The sequence below is a fragment of the Streptomyces sp. NPDC040610 genome (genome assembly GCF_055594065.1).
Genome location: NZ_JBVIXA010000001.1, coordinates 638,367 through 657,386 on the forward strand (window position 1 = coordinate 638,367; position 19,020 = coordinate 657,386).

Here is a 19,020-nt window from a genome sequence, read left to right on the forward strand (position 1 = left end):
GTCGTTCAGGCGGCGCCCACGAGGTGGGCGGCGGCCGCGTGCGCGTCCATGCGCTCGGCGGCCAGGATCGCCGCGCCGGTGTCGGCGCGGGACGCTGCCACGACCAGGGCGCGGCCCGCGAGGGCGTGCGCGCGCTGGTGCAGGCCGGACACGTGCGGCTCGTGGATGGCGGCGACCACGCCCGCGCGGACCGGCGGCAGCCCGCCGCGCAGGCGGGCCACCTGGGCCGCCAGCTGCTCGGCGGCGGCGTCGAGGCCGGGGGAGGGGGCGAGCGCGCGCAGCTCGTCGGTGACGGCGAGCAGTGCGGCGAGGTGTCCGGCGAGCTGGATGTCCAGCTCCTCCTCGCGGGAGCGGTGCGGGAAGTCGCCCGGGTCGGCCATGGCGTGGACCGACTTGGTGCGGATCGGCTCGTACATGAGAGGGCCTCCAGGCGGTTGCTTGAAAGCCATCCTAGCTTAGATTCTGTCTAAAGTTGAGTCGATCCTGGAAGGCGGGACCAAGGGTGGCCGCGGGGCGGGTCAGGGCTGGCTGTAGCCGTCCAGGAAGCTGCCGATCCGGGTCACCGCGTCCGCCAGGTCCGGCGCCGTCGGCAGGGTGACCACGCGGAAGTGGTCGGGCTCGGGCCAGTTGAAGCCGGTGCCGTGGACGACCATGATCTTCTCGGCGCGGAGCAGGTCGAGGACGAGCTGACGGTCGTCCTTGACCTTGAAGACCTTCGGGTCGAGGCGCGGGAAGAGGTACAGGGAGCCCTTCGGCTTCACGCAGGTCACGCCCGGGATCTGGGTCAGCAGGTCGTACGCCGTGTCGCGCTGCTCCAGGAGGCGTCCGCCCGGGAGCACCAGGTCGTTGATCGTCTGCCGTCCGCCGAGCGCGGCGACCACGCCGTGCTGGCCCGGCATGTTCGCGCACAGGCGCATGTTCGCCAGGATCGTCAGGCCCTCGATGTACGAGGCGGCGTGGGCCTTCGGCCCGGAGACCGACATCCAGCCGACGCGGTAACCGGCCACGCGGTACGCCTTCGACATGCCGTTGAACGTGAGCGTCAGCAGGTCCGGGGCGACCGCGGCGGTCGGCGTGTGCGTGGCGCCGTCGTAGAGGATCTTGTCGTAGATCTCGTCCGAGCAGACCAGGAGGTTGTGGCGGCGCGCGATGTCGGTGAGCGCGCGGACCATCGCCTCGTCGTAGACCGCCCCGGTCGGGTTGTTCGGGTTGATGATCACGATCGCCTTGGTGCGGTCGGTGATCTTGCGCTCGATGTCGGCGAGGTCGGGCATCCAGTCCGCCTGCTCGTCGCAGCGGTAGTGCACGGCGGTGCCGCCGGAGAGGGAGACCGCGGCGGTCCACAGGGGGTAGTCGGGCGCGGGGACCAGGACCTCGTCGCCGTCGTCGAGGAGGCCCTGCATGGCCATCACGATCAGCTCGGAGACGCCGTTGCCGATGAAGACGTGCTCGACGTCGGTCTCGATGCCGAGGGTCTGGTTGTGCATCACCACGGCGCGGCGCGCCGCCAGCAGGCCCTTCGCGTCGCCGTATCCGTGGGCGTCGCCGACGTTGCGGAGGATGTCCTCCAGGATCTCCGGGGGGCACTCGAAGCCGAAGGCCGCGGGGTTGCCGGTGTTGAGCTTGAGGATGCGGTGGCCTGCGGCTTCCAGGCGCATCGCCTCATCGAGCACCGGGCCCCGGATCTCGTAACAGACGTTGGCGAGCTTGGTCGACTGGATCACCTGCATTCCCCGAGGGTATCTGGCGGGGGCGCCTTGGGCGGGGAGAGCTCGGTCACTGGGGGGCGGTGGGCGGGTGCGGGTGCGTGGGGGTTGCTCGCGCAGTTCCCCGCGCCCCTGGCCGTACATCCCTCGGGTCGGACATGGCTGTACGCGGTCTTGTGGTGGCGTCCGCGGGACCCAACAATGCGCATGACAAACCGGAGGGCTCAAGAGGCCCTCGGTCACACAGGCATCAGAGGGGACCCCCACATGAACAAGCCTCTCGTCGGAGCCGCACTCACCGCCGTACTCCTCGGCGCGGCGAGTGTGCCCGCGGCGGCCGTCAGCAATGACGCGCCGTCGTCCGACAAGCGGACGGCGGCCGCCGTCAAGGCACCGGCCGCCAAGGCCGTGAGCTTCGCCGGCACCGTGGCGCTCAGCAACTGCTCCGGCTCCGTCGTCCGCGTACCGTCGTCGCAGCCGACCGACCCCGCGCTCGTGATGTCCAACGGGCACTGTCTGGAGACCGGCTTCCCGGCCCCCGGCCAGGTCATCGTCGACCGCGCCTCGTCCCGCAGCTTCACGCTCCTGAACGCGAGCGGCGGGAACGCGGGCACCGTGCGCGCCAGCAAGATCGCGTACGGCACGATGACCGACACGGACGTCTCGCTCTACCAGCTGACCAGCACGTACAAGGACATAGAGACCCGGTACGGCATCAAGGCGCTGGAGCTGGACTCCGCGCGTCCGGCGCAGGGCAAGGCCATCACGGTCGTGTCCGGCTACTGGAAGCGGATGTACAAGTGCAACGTCGACGGCTTCGCGTACCAGCTGAAGGAGGGGCGCTGGACCTGGAAGGACTCGGTCCGTTACACCTCGGCGTGCCAGACGATCGGCGGCACGTCGGGCTCTCCGGTGGTCGACGACGCGTCCGGCAAGGTCGTCGCCGTCAACAACACCGGCAATGAGAACGGCGAGCGCTGCACGGACAACAACCCGTGCGAGGTCGACCAGAACGGCAAGGTGACCGTCCGCCAGGGCATCAACTACGGCCAGCAGACGTACACGATCGTCCCCTGCGTCGGGGCCGGTAACAAGATCGACCTGAACCGTCCGGGCTGCACGCTGCCCAAGCCCTGACCCTCCCGGGGATCAGGTTCCGGTCCGGCGCACGGCACGTCCCGCGAGGACGTCCGTGCGCCGGCCGTCCTCGATCACGAACCTGCCGTCGATGAGGACGTGCGGGATGCCCACCGGCAGGGTGCGCGGCGCCTCGAACGTCGAGCCCGCCGCGACCGTGTCCGGGTCGAAGAGGACCAGGTCGGCGCGGTAGCCCTCGCGGACCAGGCCCCGGTCGGGCAGGCGGAGGCGGGCCGCCGGGCGCGAGGTGAGGTGCGCGACGCACTCCTCCAGGGACAGCACCCCCAACTCCCTCACGTACCTGCCCAGATACTGCGGGAACGTGCCGTACGCCCGCGGGTGCGGCTTGAAGCCCTGCAGGATGCCGTCGCTGCCGCCCGTGTGCACCGGGTGGCGCATGATCGCCCGGACGTTCTCCTCGTGGCCCACGTGCTGGAGGATCGTCGAGCCCAGGCGGTCGTTGATCAGCAGCCGTCGGGCCGTCACCCACGGCTCCTCGCCGCGCATGTCGGCCGACTGCTGGATCGTTTTGCCCACGCACGAGGCGAGCCCGGGGTCGGAGACGCCCGAGATCTCGATCGTGTCCCACTCGATGGGCACGCCGTGGCAGCCGTCCGCGCCGATGACCTCCATGTGGTGGCGGATCCGCGCGGCCGTGGCGTCGTCCCGCAGCCGGGCGAGGATCGCGTCCGGGCCGCCCTCGCTCGCCCAGCTCGGCAGCATCGCCACGAGCGTCGTGCAGCCGGGCGTGTACGGGTACGTGTCCAGGGTGATGTCCGCCCCGGCCGCGAGCGCGTCGTCCAGGAGCGCGAGGAGGTCCGGGGCCCTGCCCTTGTTCACGCCGAAGTTCATGGTGGCGTGGGCGAGATGGAGGGGGCAGTCCGCGGAGCGCGTCAGCTCCACCATCTCCTGGTACGCCTCCAGGGCGCCCGCGCCGTAACTGCGGTGGTGCGGGCAGTAGTAGCCGTCGTACGCCGCCACCACCCGGCACAGCTCGGTGAGTTCGGCGTCCTTCGCGTACATACCCGGGGTGTACGTCAGGCCCGACGACATGCCGACGGCGCCCTGCTCCATGCCCTCGGCCACCAGCCGCTTCATCCGCTCCAGCTCGGCCGGGGTGGCCTCGCGGTCCTCCCAGCCCACCGCGTACATCCGGACCGTGCCCTGCGGGATCAGATACGCGGCGTTCACCGCGATGCCCCGGCCGTCGTGCGACCTGTCCAGGCGGTCCAGGTACTCGCCGACCGTGCGCCAGTCGAAGTCGATGGACGTATCCCCGGGCGCACCCCCGTTCCAGCCCGTGATCGCCTGGCGGACCTGGGTGAGGGTGCGGTCGTCCACCGGGGCGTACGACAGGCCGTCCTGGCCGATGACTTCCAGGGTGACGCCCTGGGCCGCCTTCGCGCTGTGGTCGGGGTCGCGGAGGAGGGCGAGGTCGCTGTGGGCGTGCATGTCGATGAAGCCGGGGGCCAGGGCGAGGCCGTCCGCCTCCACGGTTCTCGTGCCCGCCGTGGGTGTCGGGCGGGGGCCCGTGCCCTCCTGGCGGATCTCGGTGATGCGGCCGTCTTCTACGGCCACGTCGGCGGTGTACGAGGCGTCGCCCGTGCCGTCGATCAGGCGGGCTCCGCGGATGAGGAGGTCCATGGTGGGGTGCCTTTCTGGGTGCGGGTGGTGGTGGCCTCGCGGGGCGCCCCGGTCCCGCCCCTTCTCCGAAACCGGGGCTCCGCCCCTGGACCCCGGGGGTGGGTGTTCCATTGCCGTGGGACGGTCCGCCGCCGATCGGCGCTTCGCGCCTCGTCCTCAATCGCCGGACGGGCTGGGATGTGCCGGGCTGTTGGTCGGACGGTGCAAGTTCGGGCGGGTGGGTGGGAGAGCCCGTCCGGCGTCTGAGGACGAGCGCGGAGCGCGATTCGGGGGTGCCCCCGGACGGGCGGTCAGAAGTAGGTGCGGATGTAGTCCGTGACCGTTCCGTCCGCCTCGACCAGAGGGATCAGCTGCCACTTGTCGAAGGACGTGCAGGGGTGCGAGAGGCCAAGACCGACCCAGTCGCCGACCTCCAGCCGAGCGCCGGAGGCGGTCCGCAGCCACCCGTGCTGGTCGGAGAGCCCGGTCACGGTGACCCCGTCGGCGGCGGCCTCGGTCCCGTCGCCGCGCCGGACGACCTGCGCGGCGGGCAGGTCCAGGTCGTACGCCGCGTCCCGCTTACCGGCGTTGACGAAGGCCTGCTCGGCCGTGGGCCGCGACACGACCTGCGCCCACAGCCGGAAGGCGGGCTGGAGGGCCCCCTCCTCGGGGACGCGGTTGAAGGGGGTGAGATGCGCGTAGTGCCCGTCGTCGTGGGAGACGTACGCCCCGGACCGGAGCAGCTTGAGGACGGGCAGGGAAAGCCGCGGGACGGAGGAGAACTCGTCGGCCACCGCGTCGAACCACGCGGACCCCCCGGCGCTGACGACGATCTCGTCGAGCCCGCCGGACTTGAACCGCCCCGCCACGTCGAACTCCTCGGCGAGCGCGACGAGCCGCCGCAGCCAGGCGTGCACCCGCTCGGGCGTGGCGTCCGGCACCTCCCCCTCGTACCCGGCGACGCCGACGAGCCGCAGCGTCCCGACGGCGGCGACGGCGTCGGCGACGGCCGCGCAGTCCGCCTCGGTGCGCGCGCCGGTGCGGGCACCGTCGCCGGCGGCGAGTTCCACGACGACGTCGACGGGGCGGCGCGCGCCCGCCGAGCGGAGGGCCGCGTCCATCAGTTCCACGCCGCGTACCGAGTCGACGTAGCAGATGAAGCGGAAGCCGGGGTCGGCGTCGAGTTCGGCGGCGAGCCAGCGCAGCGCGGCCGCGTCGACGAGTTCGTTGGCGAGGAAGATCCGCTCGACGCCGAACTCGCGGGCCACGCGCACCTGGTGGGGGACGGCGAGGGTGATGCCCCAGGCGCCGTGGGCGAGTTGGCGCTCGAAGAGCTGGGGGGCCATGGACGTCTTGCCGTGCGGCGCGAAGGCGAGGGCGTGCCGGGTGGCGTACTCCTCCATGAGCGCGAGGTTGTGCTCCAGGCGCTCGGCGGAGAGCGCGAGCACGGGGGTGGTGAAGCCGCCGGTGAAGAGGTTGCGCCGCTCCGCGGCCAGCTCGCCGACGGTCAGCCCGTCGGCGTCCGGCGGCAGCGCCTTGAAGCGGTGGTCGATCCGCTCGTCGGCGAGGCGCGCGACGGCGTGCGCGCGGCGGTCGGCGGGGGCGGGCTTGTCGGCGGCCATGGGGCGCCTCCTCGGCTCTTCGGGCCCGTCAGCCTTGCGCTGCCCGAGCTCGTCGGTGTGGCTTCACAACGCCCCCATCGTGGGCGTTGCACAATATGCAACGTTCATTGCGTATGTCGCTTACTGCTGTCTAACATCCGAGCCAACGCCGGGTCAACGGATCCGGCGGGCGAGAGAAGCGAGCGAGAGGCTGACACCGACGTGACCCGAGCAGGCGCCGCCGGAGACACGAACTCCCTGGACACCGACGTGGTGGCGGTGGGCGAGTCCATGGTGACGTTCCTGCCGTCGCGCCCGGGACGGCTCGCCGACGTACCGTCGTTCGAGCGCGGCATCGGCGGCGCCGAGTCGAACGTCGCCTGCGCCCTGGCCGCCGCGGGCCACCGCACCCGCTGGGTCAGCCGCGTCGGCGCCGACGGATTCGGCGACCACCTGGTCGAGACGATCGGGCAGTACGGCGTCGACACCTCCGCCGTCGGCCGCGACCCGCACCGCCCCACCGGCATCTACTTCCGCACCGCCGACGACCGGGGCACCGACGCCCACGAGGTCGTCTACTACCGCGCGGGCTCCGCCGCCTCCGCGATGTCGCCCGCGACCGTGCCGCACGACGCCCTGTGGTCGGGCCGCGTCCTGCACCTCTCCGGCATCACCGCCGCCCTCTCCGCCGACTGCCTCGCCCTCGTCCGCGACCTGTGCGACCGCAAGCCAGGACGCCGCTCCCTGGTCTCCTTCGACGTCAACCACCGCCCCGGCCTGTGGCGCGCGCACGACGGCGCCGAGGTCCTGCTCGACCTCGCCCGCGGCGCCGACCTCGTCTTCGTCGGCGAGGACGAGGCCGCCGCGGCCTGGGACGTCACCGGCGGCCCGGCCGCGATCCGCGCCGCGCTGCCCGAGCCCGCCGTGCTCGTCGTCAAGCAGGGCGCCCGCGGCGCGACCGTCTTCGCCGCCGACCACGCCACCGGGTGCGACACCATCACCTTCGTCCCCGCCCTGCGCGTCGACGTCGTCGCACCCGTCGGCGCCGGGGACGCCTTCGCCGCCGGTTTCCTCTCCGCGACCCTGCGCGGCCTGCCCGCCGAGCGCCGCCTGCGCCACGGCCACCTGATGGCCGCCGCCGCCCTCACCGTCCCCGGCGACCTCGCGACCCCGCCGTCGCGCGGCCACGCCGACACCCTCGCCGCCCTGGACCCCGCCGACTGGGAGACTCTGCGTCTCCGCCCCGGCTGGACGGCGGCCGACCCGACCAGGGCCACCGCCGTGGCCGACGAGGAGGTACGTACGACATGAGCCAGACCGTCGACCGCGCCCTGTCCATCCTGCCGCTGCTCGCCGAGGGCCCCGCCGACCTCGGCCGGGTCGCCGACCGCCTCGGCGTGCACAAGTCCACGGCCCTGCGCCTGCTGCGCACCCTGCACGAACACGGCCTGGTCTTCCGCCAGTCCGACCAGCGCTACCGCCTCGGCGCCCGGCTCTTCGCGCTCGCCCAGGAGGCCGTGGAGAACCTCGACGTGCGCGAGATCGCGCACCCCCACCTCCTCGCCCTGAACGAGAAGTGCGGCCACACCGTCCACCTCGCCGTGTACGAGGAGCAGGAGGTCCTCTACATCGACAAGGTCGAGAGCCGCTACCCGGTCCGGATGTACTCGCGCATCGGCAAGCCCGTCGCCATCACCGTCGCCGCCGTCGCCAAGCTGCTGCTGTCCGACTTCCCCGAGGCCGAGCGCCGCGCCTTCGCGGAGAAGCTCGACTATCCCGCGTACACCTCCCGCTCGACGCCCAACGCCGCCGCCTTCCTCAAGGAGCTGGCGCAGGTGCGCGAACAGGGCTGGGCCACCGACCTCGGCGGCCACGAGGAGTCCATCAACTGCGTCGGCGCCCCCATCCGCGGCGCCGACGGCCGGGTCGTCGCCGCCATGTCGGTGTCCGCCCCGAACGTCGTCGTCACCGCCGAGGAACTCCTGCGGCTGCTGCCGCTGGTACGGCGTACGGCGGAGGCCATCAGCAGGGAGTACTCGGGGCACGCCCCGGAGAAGTAGTACTCCTGAGCAACACCTCGACGTAGCCAAGTGGCGACGCAACGAAGCAACACCCCTACGAAGAAGGCAAGTCCATGAGCGAGAAGACCGCCATCACCCCCGCCACCCACACCGCCCCGCCCGCGAAGTTCTCGCACGGCGTCAAGAAGGGCAACATCCTCCAGGTCGCAGGCCAGGTCGGCTTCCTGCCCGCCGAGGAGGGCAAGGCCCCCACCCCCGCGGGCCCCACCCTGCGCGAGCAGACCCTCCAGACCTTCGCCAACGTCAAGGCGATCCTCGAAGAGGGCGGCGCCACCTGGGACGACGTGATGATGATGCGCGTCTACCTCACGGACGTGGACCACTTCGCGGAGATGAACGAGATCTACAACCAGTACTTCGAGGAGCAGGGCCTCAAGGCCCCGGCGTCCGCCCGCACCACCGTGTACGTCGGCCTGCCCAAGGGCCTGCTCATCGAGATCGACGCGCTGGCCGTGCTCGGCTGACCGTCGCAGCGGGCGAGGGCCGCACCGGTCACCACCCCTGACCGCGGCCCGTCGCCGCACCCCCCACCCGCAAGCCGCACGTCGTCACGGCGCGGTGCTCCCTCCCCCAAGCTCTCGGCTTCGCTCGAGCAGGGAGGACCCCCATCCCGGGGCGCCGCGCCGCGATCCCCCCTGCCCAAGAAAGCCCCATGCACTTACGAGGTCAACGATGTCCCCGTCCTCCCCCCTGTCCGCGACGCTCGCGGCCACCGCCCCCGCACAAGAGACCCCACCGCACACCGGCGGCCTGATGGCCCTGATCGACGGCACGGCGGGCCTTTTGACCGTCGCGGCCCTCGGCATCCTGCTGCTCCTCTTCCTGATCATCAAGGTCAGGCTCCAGCCGTTCGTGGCCCTCCTGGCGGTCTCCATAGCCGTCGGCCTGGCAGCGGGCCTGTCGGTCACCGAACTCTTCGGCACCGTCCAGAAGTCGGACGCGGTCTCCCTCATCGAGTCCGGCATGGGCGGCATCCTCGGCCATGTCGCGATCATCATCGGCCTCGGCACCATGCTCGGCGCGATCCTCGAAGTCTCCGGCGGGGCCGAGGTGCTGTCCCGGCGCCTCCTCGACCTCTTCGGCGAGAAGCGCGCCCCCGTGGCCATGGGCCTGACCGGCCTCATCTTCGGCATCCCGGTCTTCTTCGACGTCGGCATCTTCGTCCTCGCGCCGATCGTGTACGCCGCCGCCAAGCGCAGCGGCAAGTCGATCCTCCTGTACTGCCTGCCGCTGCTCGCGGGCCTGTCCATGACGCACGCCTTCCTGCCCCCGCACCCCGGGCCCGTGGCGGCGGCCGGACTGCTGAAGGTGGACCTCGGCTGGGTCATCCTCATGGGCATCGTCTGCGGCGTCCCCGCCGTGCTGGCGGCCTGGGTGTTCTCCGCCTGGATCGGCAAGCGGATCTTCGTCCCCGTACCGCAGGACATGCTGGAGGCCTCCGAGGAGGCGAAGGCGGCCGTCGCCGACGAGCAGCGCGCGCAGGGCCTGACCCCGACGGAGGAGCCGGTCGCGCTGAGCACCGTCTTCCTGATCATCGGCACCCCGCTGCTGCTCATCCTGCTCGCGACGTTCTCCTCCATCGCCTTCGACCCGTCCACGCTCCGCAGCGTGATCGAGTTCTTCGGCCACCCCTTCGTCGCCCTGACGATCGCGCTCCTGATGGCGTACTACCTGCTTGGCATCCGCCGCGGCTGGTCCCGCAAGTCCCTGGAGACGGTGTCGACGGCGTCCCTCAAGCCCGTCGGCAACATCCTCCTCGTCGTCGGTGCGGGCGGGGTCTTCGGCGCCGTGCTCAAGGGCAGCGGTGTCGCGGGCGCCCTCGCCGACACCTTCAACGACGTGGGTCTGCCGGTCATCGTCCTCGCGTACCTCATCTCCCTGGTCCTGCGCGTGGCCCAGGGGTCGGCGACGGTCGCGATCGTCACCACGGCGGGCATCGTCGCACCGCTGCTCGCCGAGGGCGACTACTCCAACGCCTTCACGGCCCTCGTCATCATGGCCATCTCCGCGGGCTCCATCTTCGCCTCGCACGTCAACGACGGCGGCTTCTGGATCGTGGCGAAGTACTTCGGCATCTCCGAACGCGACACCCTCAAGACCTGGACCGTCCTGGAGTCGGTGCTCTCGGTGGCGGGGTTCGCGGTGGCGGCGGTGGTGAGTCTGTTCGTGTAGCCGTACGTCCGCCGTCCGGCGGCATGTGAACGGGGATGCGCGGCGATCCGGCCGCGCATCCCCGTTCCCGTACCGCCCGAGGGAAGCCCCTCGGCCTCAGTACGGCTGCTTCTTGCTGACCGCGTGGGCCACGCTGTAGGCGCCGACCATGGCCACGGCCAGGCCCGCGAGGGCGATGCCGCCGTTGAGGCGCTCCCACCAGAACTTGTGCGGAGACATGGGCTCGTGGTCGAGCATCGCCTCGAGGAGGTCGGTGCCGCCGATGTCGAGCAGGGTGAACACATAGCCGTTCGCGACGCCGAGGTACGCGCCGAGGGCGGCCAGGATCGCCGCCCAGATGTGCGGTCCGGCGGCGCGGCCGCCCGTGCGGCCGGTCACCACGCCCACGACCACCGCGAGCACCGCGGCACAGGCCAGATAGGTGGCCTGGAGCCCCACCCGCGACAGGTCCTTGTGGCTGGCGACCAGCAGGCCCGCGTAGGCAAGGCCGATGCCCAGCGAGACGAGCAGTCCGAGGAAGAAGGCCCTGCCCGGCTGCGCGCGGCCGCCGGGGGGCGGGAAGCCGGGTGCGTAGGGGTAGCCGTGCGGCGCCGGCTGCTGGGGAGGGTAGGGGGCCATGTTCTGGCCCGGGCCCGGATAGCCGTATCCCGGCTGCTGAGGCGGCTGGCCGTACTGCGGTGGCTGGCCGTACTGCGGTGGCTGCGGCTGCCAGTTGCTCATGAGTCCCCCGATGGTGGATGTCTTCCCTGCACATGGGTGCGAGCGGTCAAGGTACCAAGGGGTCCGTGCGGCCACGGAGCCCGCGACGGAGGGCGGTGCCGTACGGCCTGCGAGCCCGTCGGGGCGGGCTACAGGATGGGTACGGGTCGGCAACGGGAGTGCTACGCGTGCCGACGCCGACGGATTTCCGGGAGCGACCGGGTAGCCTGCCCGGGGCTCCACGCCTTTCAATCACCTGTTCGCACCGTCCGCTCTGTGTGAACTTCTGTGTGAACCGTCGGAAAAATTCAGTACTCGGGGGATCAGTACATGCGTGTCCGTCGCGCCGTCGGCGCCGCCGCTCTCGCTCTCACCGCCGTCGCCGTGCTCTCCGGTTGCACCGACAACCCGGAGGACAAGGCCTTCGGCGGCGGTGACGCGCCCGCGCCACCGACCATGCCGACCATGCCGAATCCCTCGCTGTCGCCGAACCCCAGCGGGCTGCCCGACACCCCGGGCACGTCGTCGGGCGGCTCCAGCGATTCCGGCGGGCTCAGCTCCGGCGGCTCCAGCGGCTCGGGCGGGCTCACCTCCGGCGGGTCCACCGGCTCGGGCGGGCTCAGCTCCGGCAGCAGCAGCCAGCCGACGTACGACTCGAACGCCATCGGCGAGGTGATCGGCCAGAACTGCAGCTACGAGCGCACCAACGGCCGGATCACCTACGACGTCGACATCCAGAACTCCTCCTCCGACCAGGCCTTCCGGTACTCCTTCTCGGTGGTGTTCAAGGTCGGCCAGTCATCCAGCTCCGCCGTCGCGAGCAGGACCCTCGCCTACCGGAGCGACACGGTGACCGTCTCCTCGGGCGGCGACCGGACCGTCGAGATGCACGCGCCGTACAGCACCAACGACCGCCTCGTCTACTCCTGCCAGGTGACCTCGGCCCGCAAGTACCCGGCGACGTAGAAACGGCCGCGCGGAACAGACCGCCGTCCGACCCGGATCCGACCCCGAACCGCCCCGCCGCGACCCGTTCCCGACCGGTGCCTCGTGTGCAATGGAAGGCCGGGGGGAGCCGGGTGGGCGGGGCTTGTGGCGGGTGTGACGCGGTGCGATCCTTGCCGCCATGCCGGTCACTCCCCGTCCACCCGATCACGGATCGGTTCTCGCGGAGGTGAGGAGAGTGCGGCGTGCCGGACTCCTCAGGCTGCGCGAGCTCGATACACCCGAACTGATCCGCATAGCCCGCGAGTTACCGTCGGCGGCGCCCTCCCCGACGGACAGCGGAGCCGTGGAACGGCTGCTGCGGACCGCCGTCTCCGCCGTCGGCGGCGGCTCGCTCCAGGAGGCCGCCGAATTCACCCTCGGGCTCGCCCAGGGCACCCGGGACTGGCCCGCCTCCTCCCGGCGCAGGCGCGCCGCACAGGTCTACGGCGTCAGCGTCGAACGCTTCCGCAAACACCATGAGCTGATGGTGCTCGGGCAGATCGCGGAGCGGATCGTGGACATCGCGGCCCCGCGGCCGCAGCCCCAGTCGCAGCCGTCCCCGGAGGCGGTGGTCGGGGCGGTGGGGGGTGTGGGGGCGCCGGAGCGTGTCCGGCCCGGTGCCGAAGCCCCCGTGGCCGCCGGACGGTTGACCCTGCCGCCCGCCCACCGCACCGTCCCCGTCCGCCTCGCTAGCCGCACCGTCCCCGTCACCGTGCACGTCCACTCCGTGGACCTCCTGCGCGACGTCGACGTCGTCCTGTCGCCGTCCAACACCTACTTCTCGCTCCCCGCCGCCTACAAGTCGTCCGTCGCGGCGACCCTGCGCCGGGCCGGGGCCCGCAGGGACGCCTCAGGGGGACTCGTCGAGGACCGCGTCCACGACGAGCTGGCGGGGTGGGCCGCCCGGCACGCGGCGCCGGGGCGCGAGGCGCTGCCCGGCACGGTCGCCGCCACCTCGGCGGGCGCGCTCGCCGAGCAGGGCATCCGGCGCATCTACCACGTGGCCGTGGCCGTGCCCCGGCCCGGCACCAACGACTACGACGTCCAGCCCGCCGACCTGACCCGCGGCGTCGCCCGCGCCCTCGCGCTCCTCGCGGCCGAGAACGCGCACGCCGAACCACCGCTCACCTCCGTCTGCCTGCCGCTCCTCGGCGCGGGCCGCGGCGGCCTTTCACCGCTGGAGAGCTTCTCCGCGCTGTGGGCGGCCGTCGAGGCGGAACTCGTCCGCGGCGCCGACCTCGACGTGCACTTCGTCGTCCGCAGACACGCCCGCGGCGACCTCGTCGAACGGCTCCTCGCCGGACTCGGCGGAGCGGACGGCCCCTGAGGCCCGGGGCGCGGCGGCATCGACGAACGCCCATGAAGGCCGGGCCCACCCGGCACCGACGAACGGGAGAAGGCCAGTGAATCCGTACGTCGTACTGGGCGCCGCCGCGGCCGCCTGGGACCGCGTCGCCGCCCGGCTCGCGGGCCCGCCCCGCGACCGGCTCGCCGAGCTGCTCGCCGTCGTACGCCGTCGGGGCGCGGCCGAGACCGAACGGCGGGAGGCGGCCGAGCGGGCCGCGGAGCTGCTGCGGCTCCGGTTCCCGGAGGAGTTCGGCGCCGGGCCGGACGCGCGCCTCGCGGGCGGCCTCCTCGACGTCGCCGCCGACACCGAGCACCCCGCCTACCAGGGCTACTCGGCCGAGGACTTCGCCGTCCTGGTGATGGACGGGCACCGCATGGTGGGGCCGGTGCTCGGGCCCGTGCGCGACCGGCTGCTCGCCGAGCCCGCGTGGGACGCCGACGCGCTGGCCCGGCGGGGCGGCGACCCGGAACTGCCCACGCTCATCAGGCTCCCCGGCGAGGGCGGCCGACGGCGACTGCCCCGCTTCCAGTTCGACGGCGACGAGGCGGCGCCCCGCCCGGTCGTCCTGGAGGTCAACGCGCACCTCGCGGCCGACCGGGACCCCTGGGGCGCCGCCGACTGGTGGCTGTCGGACAACGCCTGGCTCGGCGAGCGCCCCGCCCGGCTCCTCGGCACCGGCAGGGAGCGGCAACTGGCCGACACCGCACGGCTGTTGATGGAGGAGGGGTAGACGTGCCGAACTACCGCCCCCCGGCCGAGCCACAGGGCACGCCCGCCAAGGTGACCCTCCCGCGCGGCACCACCCTGTACCGCGTGCACTCCGGCCACCGCGACGCCGCCGCCTTCAACCCGCGCCCCTCCCACTGCCTGTACGGCGGCGGCCGGTTCGACGGCACGTCCTGCGATCCGTACGCCTACCTCTACGCGGGCATCGGCACGGCCGCCGCCGTCTGCGAGACCCTGCTGCGCTCCCTGCCCTTCGACCCGGACGGCGGGCCCCGCCTGCTGCCCCGCGTGAGCGTCGAGCACCGGCGCCTGAGCACCCTGCGGCTCGCCGCCGACACCGACGTCGTCTCCCTGACCACCGCACGCGACCTCGCCGCCGTGCACCAGGACAGCTGGCTGGTGCACACCGAGGCGAGCGAGTACGCGTACACCCGTGACTGGGCGCACTGGATCCGCGACCACACCGGCCCCTGGGCCCGGGGCCTGCTCTGGGCCTCCAAGCGGGAGCCGGGCGACCGCGCGGTGGTCCTCTTCGGCGACCGCTGCCCGCCGGGGACCGTCGAGGTCGTCGAGGACGGCGTCGTGGACTTCGGCACGGACGAGGGCCAGGAGTGGCTCAACTCCCTCCTTGAGCCGTACTTCGTCCGGATCGCGCCCTGAGCCCCGCTCCTTCCCGCCCGCCGCGGGCCCCGCCCGTCGCCGTCCGCCGCGGGCCCACCCCGCCCCTTCCCCGCCGTGCGGGCCCGCCCCGCTCCTCTCACCCCGTGGAGGCCCCCGTGACCACCGAAGACGCCACAGCCCCCGCCGGTGCCGACGGCCTCCGCGCCCAGCGCGACGAACTCCTCGACATGCTCTCCGGGCTTGCCCCCGACGACCCGGACGCGCCCGAACTGCACGCCCGCGCCGGGTTCCTCGGCTTCCTCGCGTTCATGGAGGACTGGCGCCCGGACGACCTGAACCAGGCGGCCACGGCGTTCGACGCGGCCTTCCTCGCCCCCGGCGACTCGGCCGACTGGAGCCTGTGGCGGGCCTCGTACGCCCACGTCGTCGCGTTCCGCTACGAGGCCGACCCGGGGCCCGAACTCCTCGACGAGGCACTGCGCCGCTACGAGGAGGCGGTCCGCTGCGAGGGCCTCGACGACGCCGTCGTCCTCGGCATCCGCGCCAACCAGGGCCACCTGTACCTCCAGCGCAAGCTGCGGCACGGCGGCACCGCCGCCGACGCCGAGGCGTCCGCCGCGCACTACGGGGCGGTCCTCGACGCGGGTCATCCGTCCAGCGACCTGCAGGAGGTGCGGTACGGCCTGGGGGTCGCGCTGGCGGAGCTGGCGTTCGCGTCCGGGAGCCTCGTGGCAAGGACGGTCGAGCGGGCCCGACTAGAGGAGGCCGCGGCGGAGTTGGACCGCGCGCTCAGCGAGGTGCGGCAGCGCCCGGGGGACGAACCGCCCTGGGTGCGGGACGCGGTGCTCCGCTCCGTCTACGTCCGCAGCGCGGTCTGGAGCGCCTGGCCCGATCCGCAGCAGGCCGAGGCCCTTGAGGGGAAGGTGCTCGACCTGCTCGACGACCCGGGGTACGAGGCGCTGCTCGGTCCGGGCCACTTCGACGGCTTCGGGAAGATCCTCTACGAGCGGGCGACACACCGTGGTGACGCCGCGGGCCGTGACCGGGCCATCGACCTGATCCGGCGCGCGATCGCGGTATGGCGGCCCGAGCGGGACGGCGGCGTCGCCAGGACGGCGCTGTGCCTGGCCCAGTTCCTCCAGGCGCGCTACTACGACGACAAGGACATACGCCGCGTCCAGGAAGTCGCCGAGGTCGCGGAGCTGGTCCTCGCCGAGGGCCGGGCCGAGGACCGGGTGTCCCGCGTCGTGCACGCGGGCGGGCAGATGATGGCCGGCTGGGCCCGGTTCGTCCTCCACGAACGCGGCCTCGTCCCGGACTCCGGCGACGCCATGTCCGCGGCCATCCAAGGGGTGATGGACGCGGTGGAGGAGGGGTCGCTCTACTTCGACCACAGCGGCGGCGTCGAGGGCATGCCGGGCTGGTCGTCCGGCGCCACGCCGTCGGACGAGCTCGTCCCCCGCCTCGACCGGGCGTTCGCCGCCTGGAGCAGGGAGGAGTCCGAGGAGCACCGCGCGGAGGCGGCCCTCGAAATGCTGCGGTACATGCCGCACATGCCGATGTTCTTCGACCGGGCGAAGGAGAAGGACGCGCTGGTCGCCTGCGTCCTCGCGTTCCGCCCGGACGACCCCGACTGGCAGCGGCAGGCCCACGCCGCGGTCGGCAACGTACGGCTTCGGGACTCCGTGGCAGGACTCGACAACCGGTTCGACGACATCGTCGACCACTTCATACGGGCCGGAGCCCGCCCGGCCACGGGAGCACCGGGAGCCTCCGGGGACGCGGACGAAGCCGGTGCCGTGACGGACGCGGAACAGCAGCACCAGCACGCCGCGGAGATCGGCTACCTCCAGGCCCTCGGCGCGCGCTCGGAGCACGCAGCGACCGGCGACGACCGGGACGCCGCCCGGGCGATGTGGGCGCGCCTGCGCCACAGCCCGCAGATCACCGAGCACAACCGCCGCCTCCTGGACGCCAAGTACGCCGCGGCCGACACCCTGGACGCCGTGGCGCGCGGCGACGTGGCCGAGGCCGACCGGCACATCCGCGTCGCCGCCGAGGCCCGCGACGGGCTCGCGGACGACCACCCGGCACGCGCCGAACTCGGCACGGTCCTGGAGGACCTGCTCCACGCCCGCGACCGGCTCGCCCGCACCCTCGGGCTTCCGCCCGCACCGCCCCTCGCCGACCGGCTCAGCGCGGCCCGGATGCGCGTCGAGGCCCGCCGCCTGCCGCGCGACCGCCGGGCCAGGGTCCTCGGCGACAGCGGCGCCGCGCGCCTGGGGCGCGCCGCCGACCCCTGGGACCCGGCCGCGTTGCGGGAGGCCATGGAGCTGCTGCAGGACGGGTACGACCTGGCCGAGCAGGGCAGCGACGACAGCCTGCGGTACGCCACGGGTCTCGGCGGAGGCCACTGCACCCTCGCCGAGGCGGAGCGCGACCCCGACGCCCGCGCCCGTTCCCTCGCGACCGGCATCGACCTCCTGGAGACGGCGCTGCGCGGCTGCGGCGGCCCCGAGCACCGCCTCTACGCCCACACCGGCCGCACGCTCGCCCACGCCCTGCGCCTGCGCGGCGACCTCGACACCGCACGCCGCACCGGCCTCGACGCGCTCCGCGGCCACACCTGGGCGGCGCTCCTGCAGTCCGGCACCGGCCACGCCGCGCAGGCCGCCGCCCAGGCCACCGACGCCGCGCTCGAAGTCGCCGCCTGGTGCCTGCGCGACAACGCCCTGGAGGAGGCCGTGCAGGCGCTCGACGCCTGCCGCGGCCTGGTCCTGCACGCGGCCACCACGTCGAGCACCGTGCCCGAACGCCTCGTCGCCGCCGGCCACGAGGAACTGGCCCGGGAGTGGCGGGAGTCCGGCGCGGAGGCCGCGCTCGACCCGGCCGCCGCCGCGCCGACCCTGCCCAGCTCGCTGCGCCGCCGCGTGCTCGCCGCCCTCACCGGCTCCGCCGGCGCCCAGGACCGGCTCCTCGACCCGCCCACGACGACCGAGATCGCGGCGGCCCTGCGCACCCAGGGCAAGGACGCGCTGGTCTACCTGGTGCCCGCGTCCGACGACATCGGCGGCACCGCCGCCGTCGTCACGTCGAGCGGCGACGCGACGTGCGTACCGCTGCCGCTCCTGACCCGGGACGCGGCGCCGCTGCGGGAGTACGCTCCCGCGGCCACCACCACCCCTGTAGCCGCCGCCGCCCCCGCAGCCGCCGCCCCCGCAGCAGCTGCCACCGCCGCCGCCCCCACAGCCCCTGCCGCCGCAGCCGCAGCCACCGCCGCAGTCACCGCCACCGATGCCGCAGCCACCGCCGCCCGCGACCTGGGCCCGGTGCCGGGCGCCGCGCCCGGCCGCCGCCCGCGGCTGCCCCTGCGTGCCCGGCTCGACAGGCTCTGCGGCTGGGCCTGGTCCGCCGGGGTCAAGCCGCTCCTCGACACCTTCGCCGCCCCCGCGGGGCGCGGCCCGCGCCTGGTCCTCGTACCGATGGACACCCTCGGCCAGGTGCCCTGGCACGCCGCGTGGACCGAGGGGCCCGACGGCCGCCGCCGGTACGCGCTCGCCGACGCGGAGATCTCCTACGCCGCGTCGGCGCGGCTGCTCTGCGAGGTGGCCGCCCGCCCCGCCGTCCCGCACACGGGTGCCGCCCTGGTCGTCGGCGACCCCACCGGCGACCTGCGGTACGCGGGCGAGGAGGCCGACGCCGTGCAGCGCGTCTTCTACCCGCGCGGCCAGTTCCTCGGGCGCCGCGCGGCCGGGGGCGGCGCCGGTCCGGGGACGCCGCACGAGGTGGTGTCCTGGCTGACGCGCGACGGCGGCGACGACGGCGCCGTCCTGCACCTCGCCTGCCACGCCGCCGTCACCCCCAGCGCCCGGCGCAGCTCCCACCTGAGCCTGTACGGCGGCGAGTTGTCGGCTGAGGAGCTCACCGAGGCGGTCGGCGCGGGCCGCCGGGGACGGCTCGGCCTCGTCCTCCTCGCCGCCTGCCGCAGCCATGTCTCCGGACACGGCCACAACGAGGCGTACAGTCTCGCGACCGCGTTCCTCGTGGCTGGCGCGCGGTCCGTCGTGGGCTCGCTCTGGCCGGTGCCCGACGACGCCACGTCGGTCCTGATGTTCATGGCCCACCACTACCTCAGGGCCGAGGGCGAGCCGCCCGCACGGGCCCTGCGCCGCGCCCAGCTGTGGATGGTCAACCCGGACCGGGTCCTGCCACCCACACTCCCCGCGTCACTCGCGTTCCGGGCCCGCCGCGTCGACCCGGACGACCTGAGCGCGTGGGCGGGCTTCACACACCTGGGTCAGTAGGCGTCAGCAGGCGTC

15 protein-coding genes are annotated in these 19,020 nt (G+C 73.5%); 10 read left to right on the plus strand and 5 right to left on the minus strand.

All coding sequences use genetic code 11. From position 1 onward, the window contains the following. Positions 1-5: 5 nt before the first annotated feature. Together ACZ6AA_RS02955 and ACZ6AA_RS02960 are read right to left on the minus strand one after the other, a co-directional pair. Entirely contained in the window at positions 6-416 is a 411-nt protein-coding gene (locus ACZ6AA_RS02955; RefSeq protein WP_468451226.1) for an SCO4983 family protein, read from the minus strand. 102 nt (positions 417-518) lie between these two features. After that, entirely contained in the window at positions 519-1,730 is a 1,212-nt protein-coding gene (locus tag ACZ6AA_RS02960) for a pyridoxal phosphate-dependent aminotransferase (RefSeq protein ID WP_468451228.1), read from the minus strand. A 243-nt stretch (positions 1,731-1,973) separates the two neighbouring features. Between ACZ6AA_RS02960 and ACZ6AA_RS02965 the strand changes: the two genes are divergently transcribed. Beyond that, positions 1,974-2,843, plus strand: coding sequence for a S1 family peptidase (locus ACZ6AA_RS02965; protein WP_468451230.1), 870 nt, complete (start codon positions 1,974-1,976; stop codon positions 2,841-2,843). Between the two features lie 12 nt (positions 2,844-2,855). Here the strand turns inward: ACZ6AA_RS02965 and ACZ6AA_RS02970 are convergent, their stop codons facing one another. Both ACZ6AA_RS02970 and ACZ6AA_RS02975 read right to left on the minus strand, forming a co-directional pair. Continuing rightward, entirely contained in the window at positions 2,856-4,487 is a 1,632-nt protein-coding gene (locus tag ACZ6AA_RS02970; protein ID WP_471455935.1) for an N-acyl-D-amino-acid deacylase family protein, read from the minus strand. 290 nt (positions 4,488-4,777) lie between these two features. Beyond that, positions 4,778-6,088 carry an alanine racemase gene (locus tag ACZ6AA_RS02975; RefSeq protein WP_468480490.1) on the minus strand — a complete coding sequence of 437 codons (1,311 nt, stop codon included), beginning with the start codon at positions 6,086-6,088 and terminating at the stop codon, positions 4,778-4,780. Between the two features lie 201 nt (positions 6,089-6,289). Here ACZ6AA_RS02975 and ACZ6AA_RS02980 point away from each other — a divergent pair, with 201 nt between their 5' ends. From ACZ6AA_RS02980 to ACZ6AA_RS02995, 4 genes are all read left to right on the plus strand, one after another. Then, the gene (locus ACZ6AA_RS02980) at positions 6,290-7,378 is read left to right on the plus strand and encodes a sugar kinase (RefSeq protein ID WP_468451236.1); all 1,089 of its coding nucleotides are present in this window, start codon (positions 6,290-6,292) and stop codon (positions 7,376-7,378) included. Next, positions 7,375-8,127, plus strand: a complete 753-nt coding sequence (locus tag ACZ6AA_RS02985; protein ID WP_468451238.1) for an IclR family transcriptional regulator — start codon at positions 7,375-7,377, stop codon at positions 8,125-8,127. The genes ACZ6AA_RS02980 and ACZ6AA_RS02985 overlap by 4 nt, the downstream gene beginning before the upstream one ends. Before the next feature lie 74 nt (positions 8,128-8,201). Then, the gene (locus ACZ6AA_RS02990) at positions 8,202-8,612 is read left to right on the plus strand and encodes a RidA family protein (protein WP_030357976.1); all 411 of its coding nucleotides are present in this window, start codon (positions 8,202-8,204) and stop codon (positions 8,610-8,612) included. A 208-nt stretch (positions 8,613-8,820) separates the two neighbouring features. Then, positions 8,821-10,320, plus strand: coding sequence for a GntP family permease (locus tag ACZ6AA_RS02995; protein ID WP_468480491.1), 1,500 nt, complete (start codon positions 8,821-8,823; stop codon positions 10,318-10,320). A 96-nt stretch (positions 10,321-10,416) separates the two neighbouring features. Here ACZ6AA_RS02995 and ACZ6AA_RS03000 read toward each other — a convergent pair whose 3' ends face one another. Then, complete coding sequence (locus tag ACZ6AA_RS03000) at positions 10,417-11,040, minus strand: hypothetical protein (protein WP_471455940.1); 624 nt, start codon at positions 11,038-11,040, stop codon at positions 10,417-10,419. Between the two features lie 309 nt (positions 11,041-11,349). On the opposite strand from ACZ6AA_RS03000, the gene ACZ6AA_RS03005 reads away from it, so the two are divergent. From ACZ6AA_RS03005 to ACZ6AA_RS03025, 5 genes are all read left to right on the plus strand, one after another. Continuing rightward, complete coding sequence (locus ACZ6AA_RS03005; protein ID WP_468999610.1) at positions 11,350-11,985, plus strand: hypothetical protein; 636 nt, start codon at positions 11,350-11,352, stop codon at positions 11,983-11,985. A gap of 160 nt (positions 11,986-12,145) precedes the next feature. Next, positions 12,146-13,333 (plus strand): macro domain-containing protein, encoded by a 1,188-nt coding sequence (locus ACZ6AA_RS03010; RefSeq protein WP_468480494.1) that lies wholly within the window; start codon positions 12,146-12,148, stop codon positions 13,331-13,333. 76 nt (positions 13,334-13,409) lie between these two features. Further along, entirely contained in the window at positions 13,410-14,084 is a 675-nt protein-coding gene (locus ACZ6AA_RS03015; protein WP_471455943.1) for a hypothetical protein, read from the plus strand. 2 nt (positions 14,085-14,086) lie between these two features. Continuing rightward, positions 14,087-14,740 (plus strand): RES family NAD+ phosphorylase, encoded by a 654-nt coding sequence (locus ACZ6AA_RS03020; RefSeq protein WP_468451250.1) that lies wholly within the window; start codon positions 14,087-14,089, stop codon positions 14,738-14,740. 116 nt (positions 14,741-14,856) lie between these two features. Next, entirely contained in the window at positions 14,857-19,005 is a 4,149-nt protein-coding gene (locus ACZ6AA_RS03025; protein ID WP_471455947.1) for a CHAT domain-containing protein, read from the plus strand. Positions 19,006-19,020 lie beyond the last annotated feature (15 nt).